General features: G+C 72.6%; 17 protein-coding genes and 1 pseudogene. 9 read left to right on the top strand and 9 right to left on the bottom strand.

The window, feature by feature from the left end:
- Nucleotides 1-193 (top strand): annotated as a pseudogene (locus GA0070560_RS30175) (IS1634 family transposase); the annotation flags it as partial.
- Here the strand turns inward: GA0070560_RS30175 and GA0070560_RS27480 are convergent.
- Nucleotides 113-1117, bottom strand: a complete 1005-nt coding sequence (locus tag GA0070560_RS27480; protein ID WP_091302988.1) for an RNA polymerase sigma-70 factor — start codon at nt 1115-1117, stop codon at nt 113-115. The pseudogene GA0070560_RS30175 and the gene GA0070560_RS27480 sit on opposite strands and share 81 nt — an antisense overlap.
- A gap of 164 nt (nt 1118-1281) precedes the next feature.
- Between GA0070560_RS27480 and GA0070560_RS27475 the strand changes: the two genes are divergently transcribed.
- Nucleotides 1282-1767, top strand: coding sequence for a carboxymuconolactone decarboxylase family protein (locus GA0070560_RS27475; protein ID WP_091302986.1), 486 nt, complete (start codon nt 1282-1284; stop codon nt 1765-1767).
- Between the two features lie 131 nt (nt 1768-1898).
- Here GA0070560_RS27475 and GA0070560_RS27470 read toward each other — a convergent pair whose 3' ends face one another.
- The 3 genes from GA0070560_RS27470 to GA0070560_RS27460 all read right to left on the bottom strand — a co-directional run bounded on the left by GA0070560_RS27470 (nt 1899) and on the right by GA0070560_RS27460 (nt 4619).
- Nucleotides 1899-2861, bottom strand: a complete 963-nt coding sequence (locus GA0070560_RS27470) for a zinc metalloprotease (protein WP_091302984.1) — start codon at nt 2859-2861, stop codon at nt 1899-1901.
- Between the two features lie 163 nt (nt 2862-3024).
- Nucleotides 3025-3726: a hypothetical protein gene (locus tag GA0070560_RS27465; RefSeq protein WP_091302982.1), complete on the bottom strand. Its 702-nt coding sequence runs from the start codon at nt 3724-3726 to the stop codon at nt 3025-3027.
- Nucleotides 3727-3854: 128 nt separating this feature from the next.
- Nucleotides 3855-4619 (bottom strand): TIGR03089 family protein, encoded by a 765-nt coding sequence (locus GA0070560_RS27460; protein ID WP_245675755.1) that lies wholly within the window; start codon nt 4617-4619, stop codon nt 3855-3857.
- A gap of 274 nt (nt 4620-4893) precedes the next feature.
- Between GA0070560_RS27460 and GA0070560_RS27455 the strand changes: the two genes are divergently transcribed.
- Nucleotides 4894-6024 (top strand): hypothetical protein, encoded by a 1131-nt coding sequence (locus GA0070560_RS27455; protein ID WP_139131619.1) that lies wholly within the window; start codon nt 4894-4896, stop codon nt 6022-6024.
- Nucleotides 6025-6030: 6 nt separating this feature from the next.
- On the opposite strand, the gene ligD (GA0070560_RS27450) is transcribed toward GA0070560_RS27455, so the two are convergent.
- Both ligD (GA0070560_RS27450) and ligD (GA0070560_RS27445) read right to left on the bottom strand, forming a co-directional pair.
- Nucleotides 6031-6945 carry a non-homologous end-joining DNA ligase gene (ligD, locus tag GA0070560_RS27450; RefSeq protein WP_091302978.1) on the bottom strand — a complete coding sequence of 305 codons (915 nt, stop codon included), beginning with the start codon at nt 6943-6945 and terminating at the stop codon, nt 6031-6033.
- Nucleotides 6935-7876 (bottom strand): non-homologous end-joining DNA ligase, encoded by a 942-nt coding sequence (gene ligD, locus GA0070560_RS27445; protein ID WP_091302976.1) that lies wholly within the window; start codon nt 7874-7876, stop codon nt 6935-6937. The genes ligD (GA0070560_RS27450) and ligD (GA0070560_RS27445) overlap by 11 nt, the downstream gene beginning before the upstream one ends.
- An 85-nt stretch (nt 7877-7961) precedes the next feature.
- Here ligD (GA0070560_RS27445) and ku point away from each other — a divergent pair, with 85 nt between their 5' ends.
- Nucleotides 7962-8963: a non-homologous end joining protein Ku gene (gene ku, locus GA0070560_RS27440; RefSeq protein ID WP_091302974.1), complete on the top strand. Its 1002-nt coding sequence runs from the start codon at nt 7962-7964 to the stop codon at nt 8961-8963.
- A gap of 8 nt (nt 8964-8971) precedes the next feature.
- Here the strand turns inward: ku and GA0070560_RS27435 are convergent, their stop codons facing one another.
- A complete protein-coding gene (locus GA0070560_RS27435) occupies nt 8972-9364 on the bottom strand; it encodes a PPOX class F420-dependent oxidoreductase (RefSeq protein ID WP_091302972.1) in 393 nt (130 codons plus the stop codon).
- A 187-nt stretch (nt 9365-9551) separates the two neighbouring features.
- On the opposite strand from GA0070560_RS27435, the gene GA0070560_RS27430 reads away from it, so the two are divergent.
- The 3 genes from GA0070560_RS27430 (at nt 9552) to GA0070560_RS27420 (ending at nt 12043) form a co-directional block, all read left to right on the top strand.
- Complete coding sequence (locus tag GA0070560_RS27430) at nt 9552-10193, top strand: FKBP-type peptidyl-prolyl cis-trans isomerase (RefSeq protein ID WP_245675754.1); 642 nt, start codon at nt 9552-9554, stop codon at nt 10191-10193.
- A 110-nt stretch (nt 10194-10303) separates the two neighbouring features.
- Nucleotides 10304-11161, top strand: coding sequence for an SCO6745 family protein (locus tag GA0070560_RS27425; RefSeq protein ID WP_425412731.1), 858 nt, complete (start codon nt 10304-10306; stop codon nt 11159-11161).
- A 225-nt stretch (nt 11162-11386) separates the two neighbouring features.
- Nucleotides 11387-12043, top strand: coding sequence for an HAD family hydrolase (locus GA0070560_RS27420; RefSeq protein ID WP_245675753.1), 657 nt, complete (start codon nt 11387-11389; stop codon nt 12041-12043).
- A 28-nt stretch (nt 12044-12071) separates the two neighbouring features.
- Here the strand turns inward: GA0070560_RS27420 and GA0070560_RS27415 are convergent, their stop codons facing one another.
- On the bottom strand, nt 12072-12587 hold the full coding sequence (locus GA0070560_RS27415; protein WP_091302966.1) for an SAM-dependent methyltransferase: 516 nt from the start codon (nt 12585-12587) through the stop codon (nt 12072-12074).
- A gap of 176 nt (nt 12588-12763) precedes the next feature.
- Between GA0070560_RS27415 and GA0070560_RS27410 the strand changes: the two genes are divergently transcribed.
- Complete coding sequence (locus tag GA0070560_RS27410) at nt 12764-13777, top strand: NADPH:quinone reductase (protein WP_091302964.1); 1014 nt, start codon at nt 12764-12766, stop codon at nt 13775-13777.
- Nucleotides 13778-13960: 183 nt separating this feature from the next.
- Here the strand turns inward: GA0070560_RS27410 and GA0070560_RS27405 are convergent, their stop codons facing one another.
- Complete coding sequence (locus GA0070560_RS27405) at nt 13961-15595, bottom strand: fatty acid--CoA ligase (RefSeq protein ID WP_170839608.1); 1635 nt, start codon at nt 15593-15595, stop codon at nt 13961-13963.
- Nucleotides 15596-15695: 100 nt separating this feature from the next.
- Here GA0070560_RS27405 and GA0070560_RS27400 point away from each other — a divergent pair, with 100 nt between their 5' ends.
- Nucleotides 15696-16187: an NUDIX domain-containing protein gene (locus GA0070560_RS27400; protein ID WP_091302961.1), complete on the top strand. Its 492-nt coding sequence runs from the start codon at nt 15696-15698 to the stop codon at nt 16185-16187.
- Nucleotides 16188-16893: the final 706 nt, after the last annotated feature.

Here is a 16893-nt window from a genome sequence, read left to right as displayed (position 1 = left end):
CGTCGCCGAACGCGCCACCGGTGAAACGTGGCGAAACATCAACCGGCAACTCGGGCGAATCAGCCAGGTCACCCTCGCCGGACCCGCCGGCACCGTCGTGCAGACCACCCCGCTACGACCCGAACACAAGGCCATCTACCAGGCACTTTCCGTCCAGCCGCCAGCCCGGGTCACCACCTTCGACCCGCGCTAACCAAGACCAGACACCGGCGATAGAGCGTAGACACACGCCCTTCCGGAGACACACGTCAATCTTCGCTGCTCTGCGGCCAGATTCCGATGATCGTTTAACTACAAGCTGCGGAACCCGGGTGTCCAGCTCGCCGTCGAGGTGCAGGATCAGCGCCGGGTGACCGTTGACCTGCGTCGTCCGCCACGACGTGACGCTGGGGACCTTGCTCCACCCGGCGGCCAGCAGGCGGGCCACCTTGTCAGCGCCCAGGATGGGCCGCGGCACGGCCTGCTTGACACCGCCGCCGTCACCGAGCAGGACCACGTCCGGCGCGAGGATGTCGAGCAGACCCTGCAGGTCACCGGTCTCGACCGCCCGCCGGAACGCGTCGAGCGCACCGCGGGTCTCGGCGGCCGAGACAACCTGGCGTGGCCGGCGTGCCGCGACGTGCGCCCGTGCCCGGTGCGCGATCTGGCGGACCGCCGCCGGGGTCTTGTCGACAGCCTCGGCGATCTCGTCGTACCCGAGGTCGAACACCTCCCGCAGCACGAACACGGCCCGTTCGGTCGGCGCGAGTGTCTCCAGCACCATCAGCATCGCCATCGAGACGCTGTCGGCCAGCGCGACGTCCTCGGCCACGTCCGGCGCGGTGAGCAACGGCTCGGGCAGCCAGGGGCCGAAGTAGGACTCCTTGCGGCGGCCGAGGGTGCGCAGCCGGCCGAGCGCCTGACGGGTGGTGATCCGGACCAGGTAGGCGCGCTGGTCGCGGACCACGCCCAGGTCGACGCCCGCCCACCGCAACCACGTCTCCTGGAGTACGTCCTCCGCGTCGGCGGCCGAGCCGAGCATCTCGTACGCGACGGTGAAGAGCAGGTTGCGGTGGGCGAGAAACACGTCGGTCGCCGGGTCCGGGCGGTCGGCTGCGGTCTGCGGCGTGCCTGCCATGGGTGACTCCTGTTCGCTCTCGACTGGCCTCACCCACCAGATGCCGGAACCAGCCGTCGTGTGACACCAGCGGCCTGTGGCTCCCGTCACCGGGCTGCGGCGTCACAGGAATGCGCCGGCCGGCATCTCGTGTTCGTCCACCCCACGAGCGAAGGACGGAAACCATGGACGCCCGATTCAACATGTTCGACAACGAGACCGCCATGAAGTTCTTCAAGCGGTTCGCGAACGCCGGCCTGGTGATCCAGCAGTCGCCGTTGCCGAAGGCCACCCAGGAGCTGGTGTCGCTGCGGGCCAGCCAGATCAACGGCTGCGGCTGGTGCATCGACATGCACACCAAGGACGCCGAAGCGGCCGGCGAGACGGCGGTCCGGCTCCACCTGGTCGCCGCGTGGCGCGAGTCCACCGTCTTCACCGAGGCCGAGCAGGCCGCGCTGGCGCTCGCCGAGGAGGGTACCCGGCTCGCCGACGCCCACCAGGGCGTCTCCGACGAGACCTGGGCGCAGGTGCGCAAGCACTACGACGACGACCAGGTCGCCGCCCTGGTTTCCCTGGTCGCCCTGATCAACGCGGCCAACCGGCTCGCCGTGATCCTGCACCAGAAGGGCGGCTCGTACGAGCCCGGCATGTTCGCCGCCGCCTTCGACTGACGCCCCTGGCCCTGCCGGAACTGGCCCTGCCGGGAACGATCAAGAGGTTTGCGTCTCCGACATGCTCATCGGTGACGCAAACCTCTTGATCAACTCACCTGATGGTCCGGGGAGGACCAGGGGGGGTGGGTTCAGCCGGCGCCGCCGGCCCGGAAGGCGACCCAGGCGTCGCTCATCCGGTCCGCCTGACCGGCGGTGAACATGTTCATGCAGGAGTCCTGCGTGTAGTCCATGAAGTTGTGGATCGGGTCCAGCCCGGGCGCGGTGCAACTGTCCGCGCCGACCGGGCAGTTGAACTGCGGGTGCGCCTCACGCGGGGTGTCCTCCACGAAGTCGCCGGAGGCGGAGCAGCCGTGCGCGAAGGTGTGCTCCAGCATCAGCCAGTGCCCGACCTCGTGCGTCAGGGTGTCGCCGAGGGCGTACTTGCCAGCCGTGCCGCCCGGCATCGACTCGTCGAGCAGCACCACGCCGTCGATGTAGTCGCGGCCGTTGTTGTAGCCCTTCGGGAAGTACGCCCAGCCGAGGAGCCCGTCGCCGATGTTCGCCGCGTACACGTTCAGGGTACGGGAGTCGCCGGTGTACAGCGCCTTCTTCATGTCCCGCTCGTTCTTGCCCGGCACGACGGTGTACCAGTCGCTGTTCACCGTCCACGTCGTGTCGACCAGGTCGAACCGGAACGGCGTGTCGGCGGCGTCCGCCGCGGTGCGGCCGGCGAACGAGTCGTTGAGCACCTCCATCTGCGCCGCGATCATGGTGTTGAACCGGCTCGTCTCCGCCTCGCTGAGCGGGTGGTCGGAGATCATGTGGAAGACCGTCGGCACGGTGACGCTGCCGTTGGCCAGGCGCGGGGCATCCTTGATCACGCCGTAGGCGTTGGCCTCGTTCTTGGAGTAGAGCGCCGGCTCCTTGGCGGTGGCGCCCTCGGCCACCCGGGCGATGCTGTGCCCGTCGGCGTCCGTCTCACACGCCTCGACACCCGGGGAGGCGGGGGCGGGTGCGGGTGCGGCCACCGCGCCGTACGCGCCACCGGAGGTCAGGAACGTGGCAGCGGTGGCGGTGAGGACTGCCAGTCGGAAGGCCGATTTTCTGTGCATCGATGCACCTTTCGGGGGATGGAGAGCGGTGCGGAGCGACGCGGGGTTGCCATGACCAGGGTCAGTGACGTCGCCGTCCCGGTATAAGACCACGTCAGAGGCGTCGGCGACAGCCCTGGGGAAATGGTGGGCGTCGGGTGTAACGAAAGGGCGTTGAGCAGCGCTACCGAGAGGCGCGCGCCTCAGGCCGCTCGGAGCCGACGGCCGCCACCATCGCCGCCCGGCGGCGGCGCAGCACCAGCCAGGCGGCCAGGATCGTCAGGGAGACCAGCGGAGCCGGATGGCCGAGCACCGCGGCGACGGCGAGGTCCGCGACGACCCCGGCGACGGTGGCCACGAACACCCAGCGTGGCACCGTCTCGGCGGAGACCCGCCGGCGGTCCGCCGGCATCCAGCGGGTCGTCGACCAGGGCTTGGCCACCGACACCCACGCCTGGAAGGCGATCGCACCGGCCATCAGCGCCGAGCCGACGGCCAACGGCACGGCCGGCCCGGAAGCGCCGGTGGCCGCCGCCGAGGCGCTCTCCGCCAGCGCCCCGCTGAGAACGAAGATGCCCAGGTGGAGCTGCACCAGCGTGATCACGAACTTCACCAGCACCCACCAGTGCCGGACGAACCCCCACGGGGTCGCGGCGGCGAGCATGAACCCGGTGAACGCCGAGGCGTTGGCCAGCGGAGCCAGCAGCCGGCCGTCGAGCACCTGCGCCATCGAGGTGGCGCTCACCGCCACCTCACGGCTCTGGGTGGTCAGGCTGGTCACCAGCAACACGAAGATCGCCAGGGCCTGCGCCATCCATCCCACCGAGGTGACGACGTGCAGCCAGACCGCGAGCTGGCGCCAGCGGCGGACAGGTCGGGATGCCATGCAGGCAACGCTGTCACCGCGCCGCCGCGCCGGCCACCGGAGAAAACCCGCGTCGTACGCCCCTGAGGTCGGGCTCCGTCCTCAGGGGATCCCCTAATGTGCTCGCCGCACCCCGGCGAGCGCACCGCTCAGAGGACGCGGGTGATCCGGTCGGTGGCGATGCGGTCGTCCAGGCGGCTTCGGTCCAGGTTGGCGCAGACGACCACGGAGGCGCCGACGGCCAGCGGCGCGAGCAGCCACTTCAACGGCTGCTCGTGCTCGGTGGCGTCGACCAGCAGCCGGTCGCCGGCCCGCAGGTCGAGCTGGTCGGCCAGGTCCCGGGCGAGCCGGCCCCAGTCGTCATAGCTGGTGCCGTCCGGGCTGGCCGGGTCCGAGGGGCGGATGGTGGTCACGTCGGGCGGGGCGTCGGTGTGCCGGAGCACCTCGGTGGACCAGTCGAGCCAGCCGACCGGCACGTCGGTCAGCGGCGCGGACCCGGTGCCGACGAGGTAACGGTGCACGCCCTCGGGCACGTCCTCCAGCCAGTCGTCGAGCCGCTGCGGGGTCACGAACACCGCGTCGTACGGCCGGTCGCCGCCCGGCTCGAGGACCGGCAGCCCGGCCGTGGCCCGCGGCCGGAACGACACCGCCAGCCCGACCGACCAGGCCCCGAGCAGCACCGCGGCGGTACGCCAGTGCGGCGGCAGCAGCACCGCGACGCGGCTGCCGGGGGCCAGTCCGCAGCCGTCGCGCAGCAGGCCGGCGCAGCGGGCCGCCCACCCGCCGAGCTGGCCGGCGGTCAGGTCGGTCCGTTCCCCGGTCGCGTCGTCGAGGAAGGTGAACAGCGCGGATTCGTCGGTCGTGGCCGTCAGTCCGGCGGCCGGCCCGGGCATGATCGCGTCCGTACGCGCCATCGGCACACTCCCCTCGACCGACTGTGCCCAGCCTACGGACCCCACCGGACTTCGTCCGGCCCGGTCGGCGTGGCGCGCCGGCTTCGGCTGCTCACTCCAGGCCGCCTTGATCGACTCCATGCCGGCGGCACCGGGGTGTCCCGCTTTGCCGGAAGTCGCCATGCCGGCGACCCGGAGTCGATCGGTCGGGCGTTGACGGTGGTTGTCAGACTCGTGGCGCGGGGGTCAGGTGTCTGATGTCGACACGCAGGGCCAGGGCAGAAGGGCTACTTTCATGCGACGTACAAGCTGGGTGGCGGCGGGGATCAGCGCGCTGCTCGTCGGGGCGGCGCTGGCCGTGCCGGGGCCGGCCGGGGCGGACCCGCTCCCCGTGATCGATCCGGTCGTCACCGCCACGGTCTGGGCGGACCAGCCGACCACCACGGAGTACGTGGTCACCAACGGCTGGACCGCCAGCTCCGCCGACGGGGACGTCGTTGTCCGGCGCACCGGAACCGGGGCGTACACGGTGGTGCTGGAGAATGCGCCGGCGCGGGGCGGCGTCGCGCACGCCGTGGCGTACGGCGGCGGGCCGGTGCACTGCACGGTCGCCGGCTGGTACCGGACCCTCCTCGGCGGCGAGGACCTGCTGATCCTGGTGCGCTGCTTCGCGGCGACCGGGGCGCCGGTGGACAGCCGGTTCGTGGCGACCTACACCAACCGTCGGCAGATCCACCAGGGCCGGCTGGCGTGGTTCGCCACCGACCAGGCGGCGCCGACCGGGCTGCGTACCCTGCCGGCCGGCTACGGGTACGACTCCACCGGCGGGGAGATCCGGTACGAGCGCCTGGGGACCGGCCGCTACCAGTTCCGGATGAACCCGAACCCGGAGCCGCCCGGCACCGCGTACTTCCCGATGACCCATGTGACCGCGCTCGGCACCAGTGCGGTGAACTGCCAGATCTCCTGGCCCGACCACTGGCAGGTCCGCTGCGCCAACGCGGCCGGCATCCCGGTCGACGCCCGCTTCGCGGTCACCTACGGGACCCGGGTGGACCTGCTCGGCCACTCGACCGGCCCGCGTTTCGCCAGCGGCACCCTCTACGGGGAGAACATCCGCGACGGGGTCCTCCCCGGGGACTCGTACAACTCGACGTCGGACGCGTACGGCGGGGCCGTCAGGACGCTGCTCGGCACCGGCCGCTACCAGATGACGTTCCGGAACACGGCGACGACGTACGGCACCGCCTTCGTCAACGCGCACGCACCGCACTTCGACAGCCAGCCGATCCGGGGGCACTGCGTGCTGGCGGGCTGGGGTCGTTCCGGGGCGGACACGGTCGTCCGGGTCAACTGCTACGCCTGGCTGGGCGTGCCGGCCAACCTGAACGCACGCATCTCGTACACCACCTGGCCGTACGCCTGACGGGCCTCAGCGGGCGGGCAGCTCCGGGCCGCCGTCGAGCAGGGGGGCCAGCAGGTCCCCCTGCTTCGCCACCCGCTTCAGCACCTCCGTCGCCGTGTACGGCTTCGTCGACGGCCGCTTGCCCGCCGCCCCCGCCTCGACCTCGTCCCAGGTCAGCGGGGTCGACACCGACGGCACCGACTGGGCGCGCAACGAGTACGGCGCGACGGTCGTCTTCGCCGCGTTGTTCTGGCTCCAGTCGATGAAGACCTTCCCGGGCCGCAGGTTCTTCGCCATCTTCGACACGATCAACCTCGGGTGCGCCTTCTCCAGCTCCTGCGCGATCCGCTTCGCGTACGCCGACACGTCGTCGGAGGACTGGGTGCCGCGTATGGGGCAGCAGAGCTGCATGCCCTTCTTGCCGGACGTCTTCGGGTAGGACTCCACTCCGTCAAGAGCCAGCCGGTCGCGCATCAGCAGCGCCACCTGGCAGCACTGCTTCAACGCCGCCGGGGCCCCCGGGTCCAGGTCGACGACCATCATGTCCGGGTGCTCGCCGACCTTCCACTGCGGCGTGTGCAGTTCCAGCGCGGCGAGGTTGGCCAGCCAGACCAGGGTGGGCAGGTCGTCGGCGACCACGTAGTCGATGGTCTCCCGGCCCTTGCTCGAACCGGGGGCGGGCAGCGTCTCGGTGCGTACCCACCCGGGGGTCGCGGCCGGGGCGTTCTTCTCGAAGAACGACCCGCCGGTGACGCCGTTGGGGAAGCGGATGCGGGTCAGTGCCCGGTCGGTCAGGTGCGGCAGGAGCACCGGGGCGATCCGGGTGTAGTAGTCGATCACCTCGCCCTTGGTGAACCCGGCCTCGGGATAGAGCACCTTGTCCAGGTTGGACAGCTCCAACGCACGTCCCTCGACCTCGACCTTCAGCCGCTCACCCGGCATCGTCGACCTCCTCCGGCGGCTTGTCCGGCCGCAGCCGCAGCACCCGGGGGAACCGCAGCCGCCCGTCCGGGGTGCGCTGGCCGTACTTGACCTCGACCACGATCTGAGGGGTCACCCAGATCGCGCCCCGGGCATCCTCGCGGGGCACGTCCCCGGCGAACGGCGACGCGCCGGTACGCAGCGGATCCAGTTCCCGCAGCAGTTCCCGTTCCAGCGCGGCGCCGATCCCGCCGCCGACCCGGCCCCGGTAGGTGAGCCGGCCGTCCGGGCGGGGCACCCCGACCAGCAGGCCGCCGATCTTCCGCGCACCGGGCCGCCAGCCGCCGACCACGAAGTCGCCGGTCACCTCCAGCTTGACCTTCACCCAGTCCGGCGAGCGCACCCCGGGCCGGTAGGCGGCGTCGACCCGCTTGGCCATCACCCCCTCCAGGCCGTGCTCGCCCGCCGCCTCGTAGGTGGCGGCGCCGTCGGCGAACGAGGGGGGCACCGCCCAGCGGGCCGCGCCGAGACCCAGGCCGTCGAGGGCGGACCGCCGCCGGTGGTACGGCCACCCGGTGAGGTCCTCCCCGCGCAGCCGGAGCAGGTCGAAGATCATGTACGTGACCGGCACGCCGGCCGCCAACCGGGCCGCCTTCGCCCGGTCCCGTACGTGCATCCGCTCGGCGAGGGCGGTGAACGACGGCTGCCCGGCGGCGTTGAAGAGCACCACCTCGCCGTCGAGCAGCGCGTCGTCGACCTGCTCGGCCAGGGTGATCAGCTCGGGGTACGCGACGGTGATCTCCACGCCGCTGCGGGCGTACAGGTGCTGCCGGCCGCCGGTGATGTCGGCGAGCGCCCGGACCCCGTCCCACTTGAACTCGTACGCCCAGCCGTCACCGACCGGGAGCTGCCCGGTCATCGCGAGCATCGGCTTCAGCGGCGCGCCGGGCACGCCTACGACTGTAGTTGCGCACGGAAGCGCGTGCGTGCGCTTCGATCGTTTGCGATCCTGGTCAGATCGGGGAGAGGAGTACGGCATGCGCGCCATCTGGAAGGGGGCGGTGTCCTTCGGGCTGGTCTCGATCGGGGTGAAGCTCTACTCGGCCACCGAGGAGAAGGACATCCGTTTCCACCAGGTGCACCGGGAGGACGGCGGTCGGATCCGCTACAAGCGGACCTGCTCGGTGTGCGGTGAGGAGGTCACCTACGACGACATCGCCAAGGGGTACGACCTGGGCGGCGGCGAGATGGTGATCCTGACCGACGAGGACTTCGCCGACCTGCCGCTGACCACCTCGCACGCCATCGACGTGCTGGAGTTCGTCCCGGCGGAGCAGGTCGACCCGATCCTCTACAACAAGGCGTACTTCCTGGAGCCGGAGGGCGCGGCCACCAAGCCGTACGTGCTGCTGCGCGACGCGCTGGCCGACTCGGAGCGGGTGGCGATCGTCAAGGTGGCGATCCGCCAGCGGGAGCAGTTGGCCACCCTGCGGGTCCGCGAGGGCGTGCTGCTGCTCAACACGATGCTCTGGCCGGACGAGGTGCGTACCCCCGACTTCGGCTTCCTCGACGAGGACCTCAAGGTCCGCCCCCCGGAGCTGGCGATGGCCTCCTCCCTGATCGACTCGATGGCCGGCGAGTTCCAGCCGGACGCCTTCACCGACGACTACCGGGCGGCGTTGCAGGAGGTCATCGACGCCAAGGTCGAGGGGCGCGAGGTGGTGCAGCCGGAGGAGGAAGAGGCCGCGCCGGCCGCCGCGGTGGACCTGATGGCCGCGCTCAAGGCCTCGGTGGAACGGGCCCGGGCCGCCCGGGGCGAGGAGCCGGCCGGCGGCGCGGGCGAGCCGACCCCGATCTCCGCGGCGCGCTCGGCGCAGAAGGCCGCGAAGAAGGCCGCGAAGGCCCCGGCGAAGAAGGCCGCGAAGAAGACGGAACCGGCGAAGAAGACGGCCGCCAGGAAGACCGCGGAGAAGAAGGCGGCCAAGGCCCCGGCGAAGAAGGCTGCCGAGAAGAAGGCCGCCCCCCGCAAGACCGCCTGACCGGGCCGTCAGCCCCGGCCGAGCCTTTCGGTCGGGGTGATCCGGACGATCACCCGCTCCTCGCCCGGCTGCCGGAACGGGTAGGTGTCCTGCCCGAGGTACTTCTTCGCCATCCGGTCGATGTGCTCGTCCGCGCCCTCCGTGACGAACTCGGCGGCGCCCTTCACCCACAGGGTCCGGAAGTCGTCCGCCTTGTCCACCACGGACACCGCGACCACCGGGTTGCGCTGGATGTTTACGTACTTCTGCCGCCCCTTGGCGGTGTTGAACACGATGTGCTCGCCGTCGGTGTCCACCCAGACCGGGGTGACGTGTGGGGTGCCGTCGGCCTCGATGGTCGCCACATGGGCGAGCTGCGGCTCGGAGAGCAGGGCCAGGTCGTCGTCGGTGAGGATCGCCATGGTCGGAATCTACCGCCGCAGAGGTGTCACGCCGGGACGGAATCGGACGGCCAGGGCGGTCCGGGTACGCCCGGTGGCGGACCGGGCGGGCGACGGGGCGCCGACGGCATCGATCCAGGTACCGTGTGCGCTGGCCACGGCACCGGGTCGCCGGGCCGGTCACCCACACCAGCAGGGAGTCGAGGACGTGAGCGAGCGTACGGAGAACCGGTCGGCGGGCCAGGGCCCGGAGACGAAGGCGCAACGGCGGCTGGCCGCCCAGCTGGCCGCGCAGAAGGCCGCCGAGGCGAAGAAGCGCCGCCAGGCCTGGCTGGGCGCACTCACCGGACTGGTGGTCATCGCGGTGATCGTCGGGGTCTTCGTGGTGACCCGCGGTGGCGACGACGACGCCCCGAAGCAGGCCGCCTCGCCGGCCGGCTGCCCGGGCGGATTCCCGACCCTGCCCGACGGCGCGGACCAGGCGCTCTGCACCAAGCCGGCGGCCGGCAAGGGCGAGGGCGAGCTGACCGGACTGAAGGCCACCCCGCTGATCCGCGGCAACGGCCCGGCGGCACAGGCCGGCCAGCAGATCACGGTCAACTACGTCGGCGTGTCCTACCGGACCGGCGAGGAGTTCGACGCCTCCTGGAAGCGCTCGGAGCCGTTCTCGTTCGTGCTCGGCCAGGGCAACGTCATCCCGGGCTGGGACCAGGGCATGCAGGGCCAGACCGTCGGCAGCCGGGTGCAGCTGGACATCCCGGCCGACCTGGCGTACGGCGAGAAGCCGCAGCGTCCGGGTGCGCCGGCCGGCCCGCTGCGCTTCATCGTCGACGTCCTCGCGGTGCAGTAGGCCACACGGGTCTTCCCGGTCGTCGTACACGCGCAGTAGGTTCGGGGTCACCGTGGGCGGTCCGCCGCCGCACGGTGACCCCTCACCACGCGGAGGTGCACGTGCCGGTGCTGGACGACGATCCCGGGCGGACGGCCCGGCTCATGTGGACGCACGTCGAACCCCTGCACGCGGTCACCTACTTCCATCCCCGGGCCCGCGCCGCGTACGAGGCGGTCGGGCTGCGCGGCTACTGGCGGGGATACTTCGCCGGCCGGGCCGCGCCGCTCGGGCCCACCGACGCCGCCCCGGTGGTCGCGGCGTTCTTCAACTTCGCCCCGCACATGGTGTCCCGGGCCCTGCCCGCCGTCTGGAGGCTGGCCACCCCGCAGGAGGCGCTACGGGCCCGGCTCACCGGCGCCGTGCAGGCGCTGGCCGAGCTGACGTACGAGTTGCCGGAGTCGCACCTGGTCGAGGCGGGCGACCTGCTGGAGGAGGCGTCCGCCGCCCTGGACACCGCCGGTCGGGTGCTCGGCGCGGCCAACGCCGCCCTGCCCCGCGGCGAGTACCCGCTGGCCCGGCTCTGGCAGGCCGCCACCACGCTGCGCGAGTCGCGCGGTGACGGGCACGTCGCCGCCCTGGTCGCCGCCGGTCTCGACCCGGTCGAGACGCTGGCCTGGCGGGTCGCGGTGGACATGCCCCTGCAGAACCTGCTCGGCCGGGGCTGGTCGGAGGAGCAGTGGCAGGCGGCCCGGGGCCGGCTGGCCGAACGTGGCTGGCTCGACCCCGAGGGCGAGCCGACCGATGCCGGCCGGGCCGGCTTCCAGGCCGTCGAGGCCGCCACCGACCGCGCCGCCGCGCGCCCCTGGGTCAGCCTCGGTGCGGACCGCGTCGACCGCCTTCGCGAACTCCTCGAACCCATGGCCCGCGCCTGCCACACCGTGATCCCGGAGAACAACCCGATCGGGCTGCCCGCCCTCCGGTCCTGACCCGACCCGACAGCTGGCCGGGCCGGGCAAGATCATCACCAGGTCGGCGATGTGGCGGTGTCACCACAGCCCTGACACCGCCAGTTCGGCGGCATGGTGACGCGCAGCGCGCGTGGCGCAGCGGGCGTGGCGTGGCGGGCGGGTGACCGGGCGGGTGACCGGGCGCAGCGGGTGACCGGGCGGGGCGGGACTGCGGCACGTCTGGCGGGCAGGCAGGATGGGCGGGTGACGGTGGACGCGGTGATCTTCGACCTGGACGGCGTGATCGTGGACTCGGAGCCGGTCTGGGAGGAGGTCCGGCGGGCGTACGTGGCCGCGCACGGTGGCACCTGGCAGCCGGACACCCAGCGCCGACTGATGGGGATGAGCACCGGCGAGTGGGCCGAATACCTCAGCGGCGAGCTGGGCGTCGACCGCACCGCCGGGCAGGTCGCCACCGAGGTGGTCGAGGAGATGACCCGGCGCTACGCGCAGCGCGTACCACTGATCGACGGCGCCGACGCGGTCGTACGCCGGATGGCCGCGCGGTGGCCGCTGGGGTTGGCCAGCTCGTCGCCGACCCGGCTGATCGCGGCGGCGCTGGCCGCGACCGACCTGGCCGCCGCGTTCCGGGTCACCCTCTCCACCGAGGAGACGGCGCGGGGCAAGCCCGCGCCGGACGTCTGGCTCGCCGTCGCCGAGCGGCTCGGCGTCGACCCGACCCGCTGCGTCGCGATCGAGGACTCCTCCAACGGGGTACGCTCCGCGGCCGCCGCCGGCATGCGGGTGGTCGCGGTGCCGCACGGGTCGTACCCGCTGGACCCGGACGCGGCGGCGCTCGCCGCCGTGACGCTGGCCTCGGTGGACGCCCTCACCCCGGAGGTCGTGGAGCAGTTCGGCTGACCGACGCCACGCCTCGGGCCGCCCGTGGTCAGCGGGCGCGGCGGGCGGTCACCGCGCAGAACGGGCCGTCGGGGCGGACGGCCGGGTCGACGGCCCAGCCGGTCTCCCGCAGCCGCGCGGCCACCCGCTCGACGATCATGGTCAGCCGGCCGGCGTCGGGGGGCTGCCAGCACAGGTGCAGCTCGCCGCCGGGTGCGAGCAGCCGGGGCAGCAGCGCGAACTCCACGCCGGGCGCGCGGACCCAGAACAGGTTGACGTCGACGGCGAGGATCCGGTCGAACGGGCCGTCGGCGGGGTCGAACGCGGCCAACTCGGCGACCCGGAACGCGGCGCGGCCGGCGGCGACGGCCGCCGCGTTGCGGGCCTCGGCGGCCCGGACCGCGCCGGCCGAGCGGTCGACGGCCAGCAGCGTGCCGTCGGTGAGTGCCCGGCAGATCAGCTCGGCGGCGACGCCCCGGCCGCAGCCGACCTCCAGCACCCGGTCGCCGGGGCGAGGGGCGAGCCGGTCCACCGCCCAGGTCAGTCGCGCGGGTATGGCCGCCACGTGGTCACCGTAGTGGCCACCCCCGTCAGATTCGTCGGCGTCACCGGCACCGGTATGTCCCGCATGACCACTCCCCTGTCGCCGCCCACCCGGTTATACGGTTCGCGGGGCGGGCCGGATCGGAATGATCACGTCCCGTCCGGGTAGGGCTGCGGCACGAGGTTGAGGAGAGCGCGATGAAGGCGATCGTGTACGAGCACAGCGGCGACCCCTCGGTGCTGCGGCTGGTCGACCGGCCGGTGCCGGAGCCCGGTCCCGGTGAGGTGCTGGTCCGGCTGGCCGTCTCCGGGGTCAACCCCACCGACTGGAAGGCACGGCGGCAGTGGCCGCTGCCGGAGGGCTGGCAGACGCCCGGCCAGGACGGCGCCGGAGTGGTCGAGGGGGTCGGCGAGGGCGTCGAGGCGGACCTGATCGGCGAACGGGTGTGGCTCTGGGAGGCCGCCTGGCAGCGCCCCTGGGGCACCGCCGCCGAGTACACGGTGGTCCCGGTCCGGCAGGCGGTGCCGCTCGGCGACGCCTCCTTCGACCTGGGCGCCTGCCTCGGCATCCCGTTCCTCACCGCGCACCGCTGCCTCACCGCCGGCGAGTACATGCCGGACCGGCTGCACCCGGGCGCGCTCAGCGACCACGTGGTGCTGGTGCAGGGCGGCGCGGGCGCGGTCGGCAACGCGGCGATCCAGCTCGCCCGCTGGGCGGACGCCTGCGTCGTCGCCACCGTGAGCAGCCCGGAGAAGGCACAGCTCGCGGCGGCGGCCGGCGCGGACTTCGTGGTCGACTACCGGCGGCAGGACGTGGTCGAGGAGGTCCGCAAGGTCGCGCCCGACGGCGCGCACACCATCGTCGAGGTGTCCGCCGCGCGCAACGCCGCGACCGACGTCCAACTGCTGCGCCCCGGCGGGGCGGTCTGCGTGTACGCCGACGACGGCGGCGACGAGGTGACCCTGCCGATCCGGCCGCTGATGGTGTCGAACGTCCGCTGGCAGTTCGTGCTGGTCTACACCGAGCCGAAGGCGGCCAAGGCGCAGGCGCTGGTCGACGTGGCGGCGGCGGTCGCCCAGGGCGGCGTACGGGTGGGTGCGGAGGCCGGACTGCCGCTGCACCGCTACCCACTGGCCGACACGGCGGCGGCGCACCAGGCGGTGGAAGAATCGGTGGTCGGAAAGGTGCTGGTCAGCACCGCCGAGGAATAGTTCGCGAGGGTATTTCGCAATCGTCCGGACAGAGCCGAACGAGTTTCGCGACAATGACTGTGCGGGTCGCCCCGCAAAGGAAGGGCGGCCCCGGCGCGGTGCGAACGCCGGGGCCGCCCCTGGGGGAGGGATGCTTCAGGAGTAACGTCCCTGCCCCTTACTGCGACGGGTCGCCGAAAAACGTTACGGCCCCGCCAGCTCCCGCACCTCGAGCCCGCCGTCGGCGTACCGGGACCGGACGACCTTCTTGTCGAACTTGCCGACGCTGGTCTTCGGGACGGCGTCGATGAACGCCCACCGCTCCGGCAGCTGCCAGCGCGCCACCGACTTCGCCAGGAACTCGCGCAGCTCCTCCGCGGTCACCGAGGCGCCCTCGCGGACCACCACCGTGGCGAGCGGACGCTCGTCCCAGCGCTGGTCGGGCACCCCCACCACGCACGCCTCCTGGACGTCCGGGTGGGCCATCAGGGCGTTCTCCAGCTCCACCGAGGAGATCCACTCCCCGCCGGACTTGATCACGTCCTTGGCCCGGTCGGTGAGGGTGATGAAACCGTCCGGGGAGAGCGTGCCGACGTCGCCCGTACGCAGCCAACCGTCGCGGAACTTCTCCTCGTCGGGGGCCTCGTCGCCGACGTACCGGGCGGTGATCCACGGCCCACGGACCTCCAGCTCACCCACGGACGTCCCGTCGGCGGGCAGCGGCTCGCCCAGCGGGCCGACGATCCGGGCGGCGACCCCGGCCGGCACCCGACCCTGGGTGTAGCGGTAGCGCCAGGCGTCGTCGCCGGTGGCCCCGGCCGGCGGACGGGCCACCGAGCCGAGCGGGGACATCTCCGTCATCCCCCAGGCGTGGATCACGTCGATGCCGTGCCGCTCGGCGAACGCGTGCATCAGCGCCGGCGGGCAGGCCGAACCGCCGACGATCACCTCCTTCAGCGAGGAGGTGTCCACGTCGTGGCTGTCCAGGTACGCCAGCAGGTCGTTCCAGATGGTCGGCACCGCGCCGGCCAGGGTGGGGCGCTCGGCGGCGATCATCTCGGCGATCGGCGCGGCCTGGAGGAAGCGGTCCGGCATGATCAGCGACGCGCCGGAGAGGAACGCCGCGTACGGCAGCCCCCAGGACATCGCGTGGAACATCGGCACGATGGCCAGCTCCCGGTCGGTCGGGGCCAGCCCGAAGCCCTCCGGCATGCAGATCTGCAACGAGTGCAGGTAGATCGAGCGGTGAGAGTAGGCCACACCCTTGGGGTTGCCGGTGGTGCCGGAGGTGTAGCAGAGCGCTGCGGCGTCCCGCTCGTCCACCTCCGGCCAGTCGTAGGTCTCGGGGCGCCCGGCCAGCAGGTCGTCCCAGTGGTGCACGGTGATCCGGTCGCCGGCCGCCGCGGTCAGCGGAGCCGGGTCGCCACCGCCGGCGACCACCACGTGCCGCACGGTGGTCATCTCGCCGATCACCCGGGCCAGCAGCGGGATCAACGTCGAATCGACCAGCACCACCCGGTCGGTGGCGTGGTTGGCGATGTAGGCGACCTGGTCCGGGAAGAGCCGGATGTTCAGGGTGTGCAGCACCGCGCCCATGCTGGGCACCGCGAAGTACGCCACCAGGTGCTCGGTGTTGTTCCACATGAAGGTGGCCACCCGCTCGTCGCCGGTCACCCCGCACTCGTCGCGCAGGGCGTGGGCGAGCCGGGCGGCCGTGCGGCCCACCTCGGCGTACGACATCCGGCGGGACTCGGCGCCGGTCCACGTCACCACCTCGGCCGTGCCGTGCACGGTGGAGCCGTGTTCGAGGATCCGGGAGACCTGAAGCGGGGCGTCCATCATCGTGCTACGCATGGGTAACAAGCTAGTGTCGCCGGTCACGGGTTGGGAACCCCCCGGATCGCCGGACCGGCCCGGCGAAGCTGCGTAGATTGTCCCGGTGAGCATCTCCTGGGCCGACTCGTACGTGGGGCAACTGCGCGCCCTGGCCGGTGACCGGACGCTGATGTTCGTCGGGGCCCGCGCCGTGGTCCGCGACAACGCGGGCCGGGTGCTGCTGATCCAACGCTCCGACAACGGACACTGGGCGTTGCCGGCGGGCGCGATGGAACTCGGCGAGTCGATCGCCGACTGCGCGGTACGCGAGGTCCGGGAGGAAACCGGCCTGCGCGCGCTGCGAGTCAGCGCCTTCGCGCTCTACACCGGCCCCGACCGCACCCACACCAACATGTACGGCCACACGTACCAGATCTTCACCACCGCGTTCCGGGTCGAGGACTGGGACGGCGACCTGGCCCGGATGACCGACGAGACCACCGACGCGGGCTTCTTCCACCGCGGGGAGTTCCCGTCGCCGCTGTCTGCCTCGGTCCCGGAGACCCTCGCCGACCTGGAGGTCTTCGAGCAGACCAACCGCCTCATCCTCAAGTAGCCCCGCCACCTGCACGCCGGGAGCACGTCCGGGTCCGGCACGAAGGCGGTGACGGTCGGGCATCGCCGACGGTGACGGAGGGCTGGTGGCCACGGCGAGGCTCGTGGGGATCGCGAGGCTCGTGGGGATCGCGAGGCTGACGGTGACGCCGCCGCTGGGGGTGACGCCGCCGCTGGGGGGTGACCACGCCGCTGACGGTGGCCACGGCGAGGGGCGGTGGCCGCGCCGCTGACGGTGACCGAAGTCGGCCGCAGTCAGGGGACCTCAGCAGCGCTACAGACTTGATCGCATCAATGGATCGCGGTGAGCCACCGCGGATCGCGGTGAGCCACCGTGGGTCGGGGCAGTGGCACCGTGGGTCGGGGCAGTGGCACCGTGGGTCGGGGCGGGCTCCGGGAGCGAGGGCGGGACGCTCGGGCGCGGCGAGATGACCGCACCGTCCGGCTGCCTGTTCAGCTACGCGACGGGGGAAGTGCCGAAGTGCAGGCCGGCGATCCAGATGTGCGATCAGGTCTGTAGCGTCCCGGCACCCACCTCGGCACTGGGGCTGTCCCAGCTATGGAGAGGCCGGGCCCGGCCCCATCCGGCCCGACCCAACGCCCGGCACCGCGCCACCCGACCCGACCCCACCCGGCCCCCCGACCCCGCCCGGCCCGACCCCGCCCGGCCCGACCCCGCCCGGCCCGACCCCGCCCGGCCCGACCCC

Origin of the sequence: Micromonospora halophytica (assembly GCF_900090245.1) — a bacterium.
Classification (GTDB): Bacteria; Actinomycetota; Actinomycetes; order Mycobacteriales; family Micromonosporaceae; genus Micromonospora; species Micromonospora halophytica.
Note: the sequence above shows the minus strand (reverse complement) of the source record. Positions and strands in the feature narration are given on the sequence as shown.

Coding starts and splice junctions, on each gene's coding strand:
- GA0070560_RS27480 (WP_091302988.1), bottom strand. CDS start 1,117: ATGGCAGGCACGCCGCAGACCGCAGCCGACCGCCCGGACCCGGCGACC.
- GA0070560_RS27475 (WP_091302986.1), top strand. CDS start 1,282: ATGGACGCCCGATTCAACATGTTCGACAACGAGACCGCCATGAAGTTC.
- GA0070560_RS27470 (WP_091302984.1), bottom strand. CDS start 2,861: ATGCACAGAAAATCGGCCTTCCGACTGGCAGTCCTCACCGCCACCGCT.
- GA0070560_RS27465 (WP_091302982.1), bottom strand. CDS start 3,726: ATGGCATCCCGACCTGTCCGCCGCTGGCGCCAGCTCGCGGTCTGGCTG.
- GA0070560_RS27460 (WP_245675755.1), bottom strand. CDS start 4,619: ATGGCGCGTACGGACGCGATCATGCCCGGGCCGGCCGCCGGACTGACG.
- GA0070560_RS27455 (WP_139131619.1), top strand. CDS start 4,894: ATGCGACGTACAAGCTGGGTGGCGGCGGGGATCAGCGCGCTGCTCGTC.
- ligD (WP_091302978.1), bottom strand. CDS start 6,945: ATGCCGGGTGAGCGGCTGAAGGTCGAGGTCGAGGGACGTGCGTTGGAG.
- ku (WP_091302974.1), top strand. CDS start 7,962: ATGCGCGCCATCTGGAAGGGGGCGGTGTCCTTCGGGCTGGTCTCGATC.
- GA0070560_RS27435 (WP_091302972.1), bottom strand. CDS start 9,364: ATGGCGATCCTCACCGACGACGACCTGGCCCTGCTCTCCGAGCCGCAG.
- GA0070560_RS27410 (WP_091302964.1), top strand. CDS start 12,764: ATGAAGGCGATCGTGTACGAGCACAGCGGCGACCCCTCGGTGCTGCGG.
- GA0070560_RS27405 (WP_170839608.1), bottom strand. CDS start 15,595: ATGGACGCCCCGCTTCAGGTCTCCCGGATCCTCGAACACGGCTCCACC.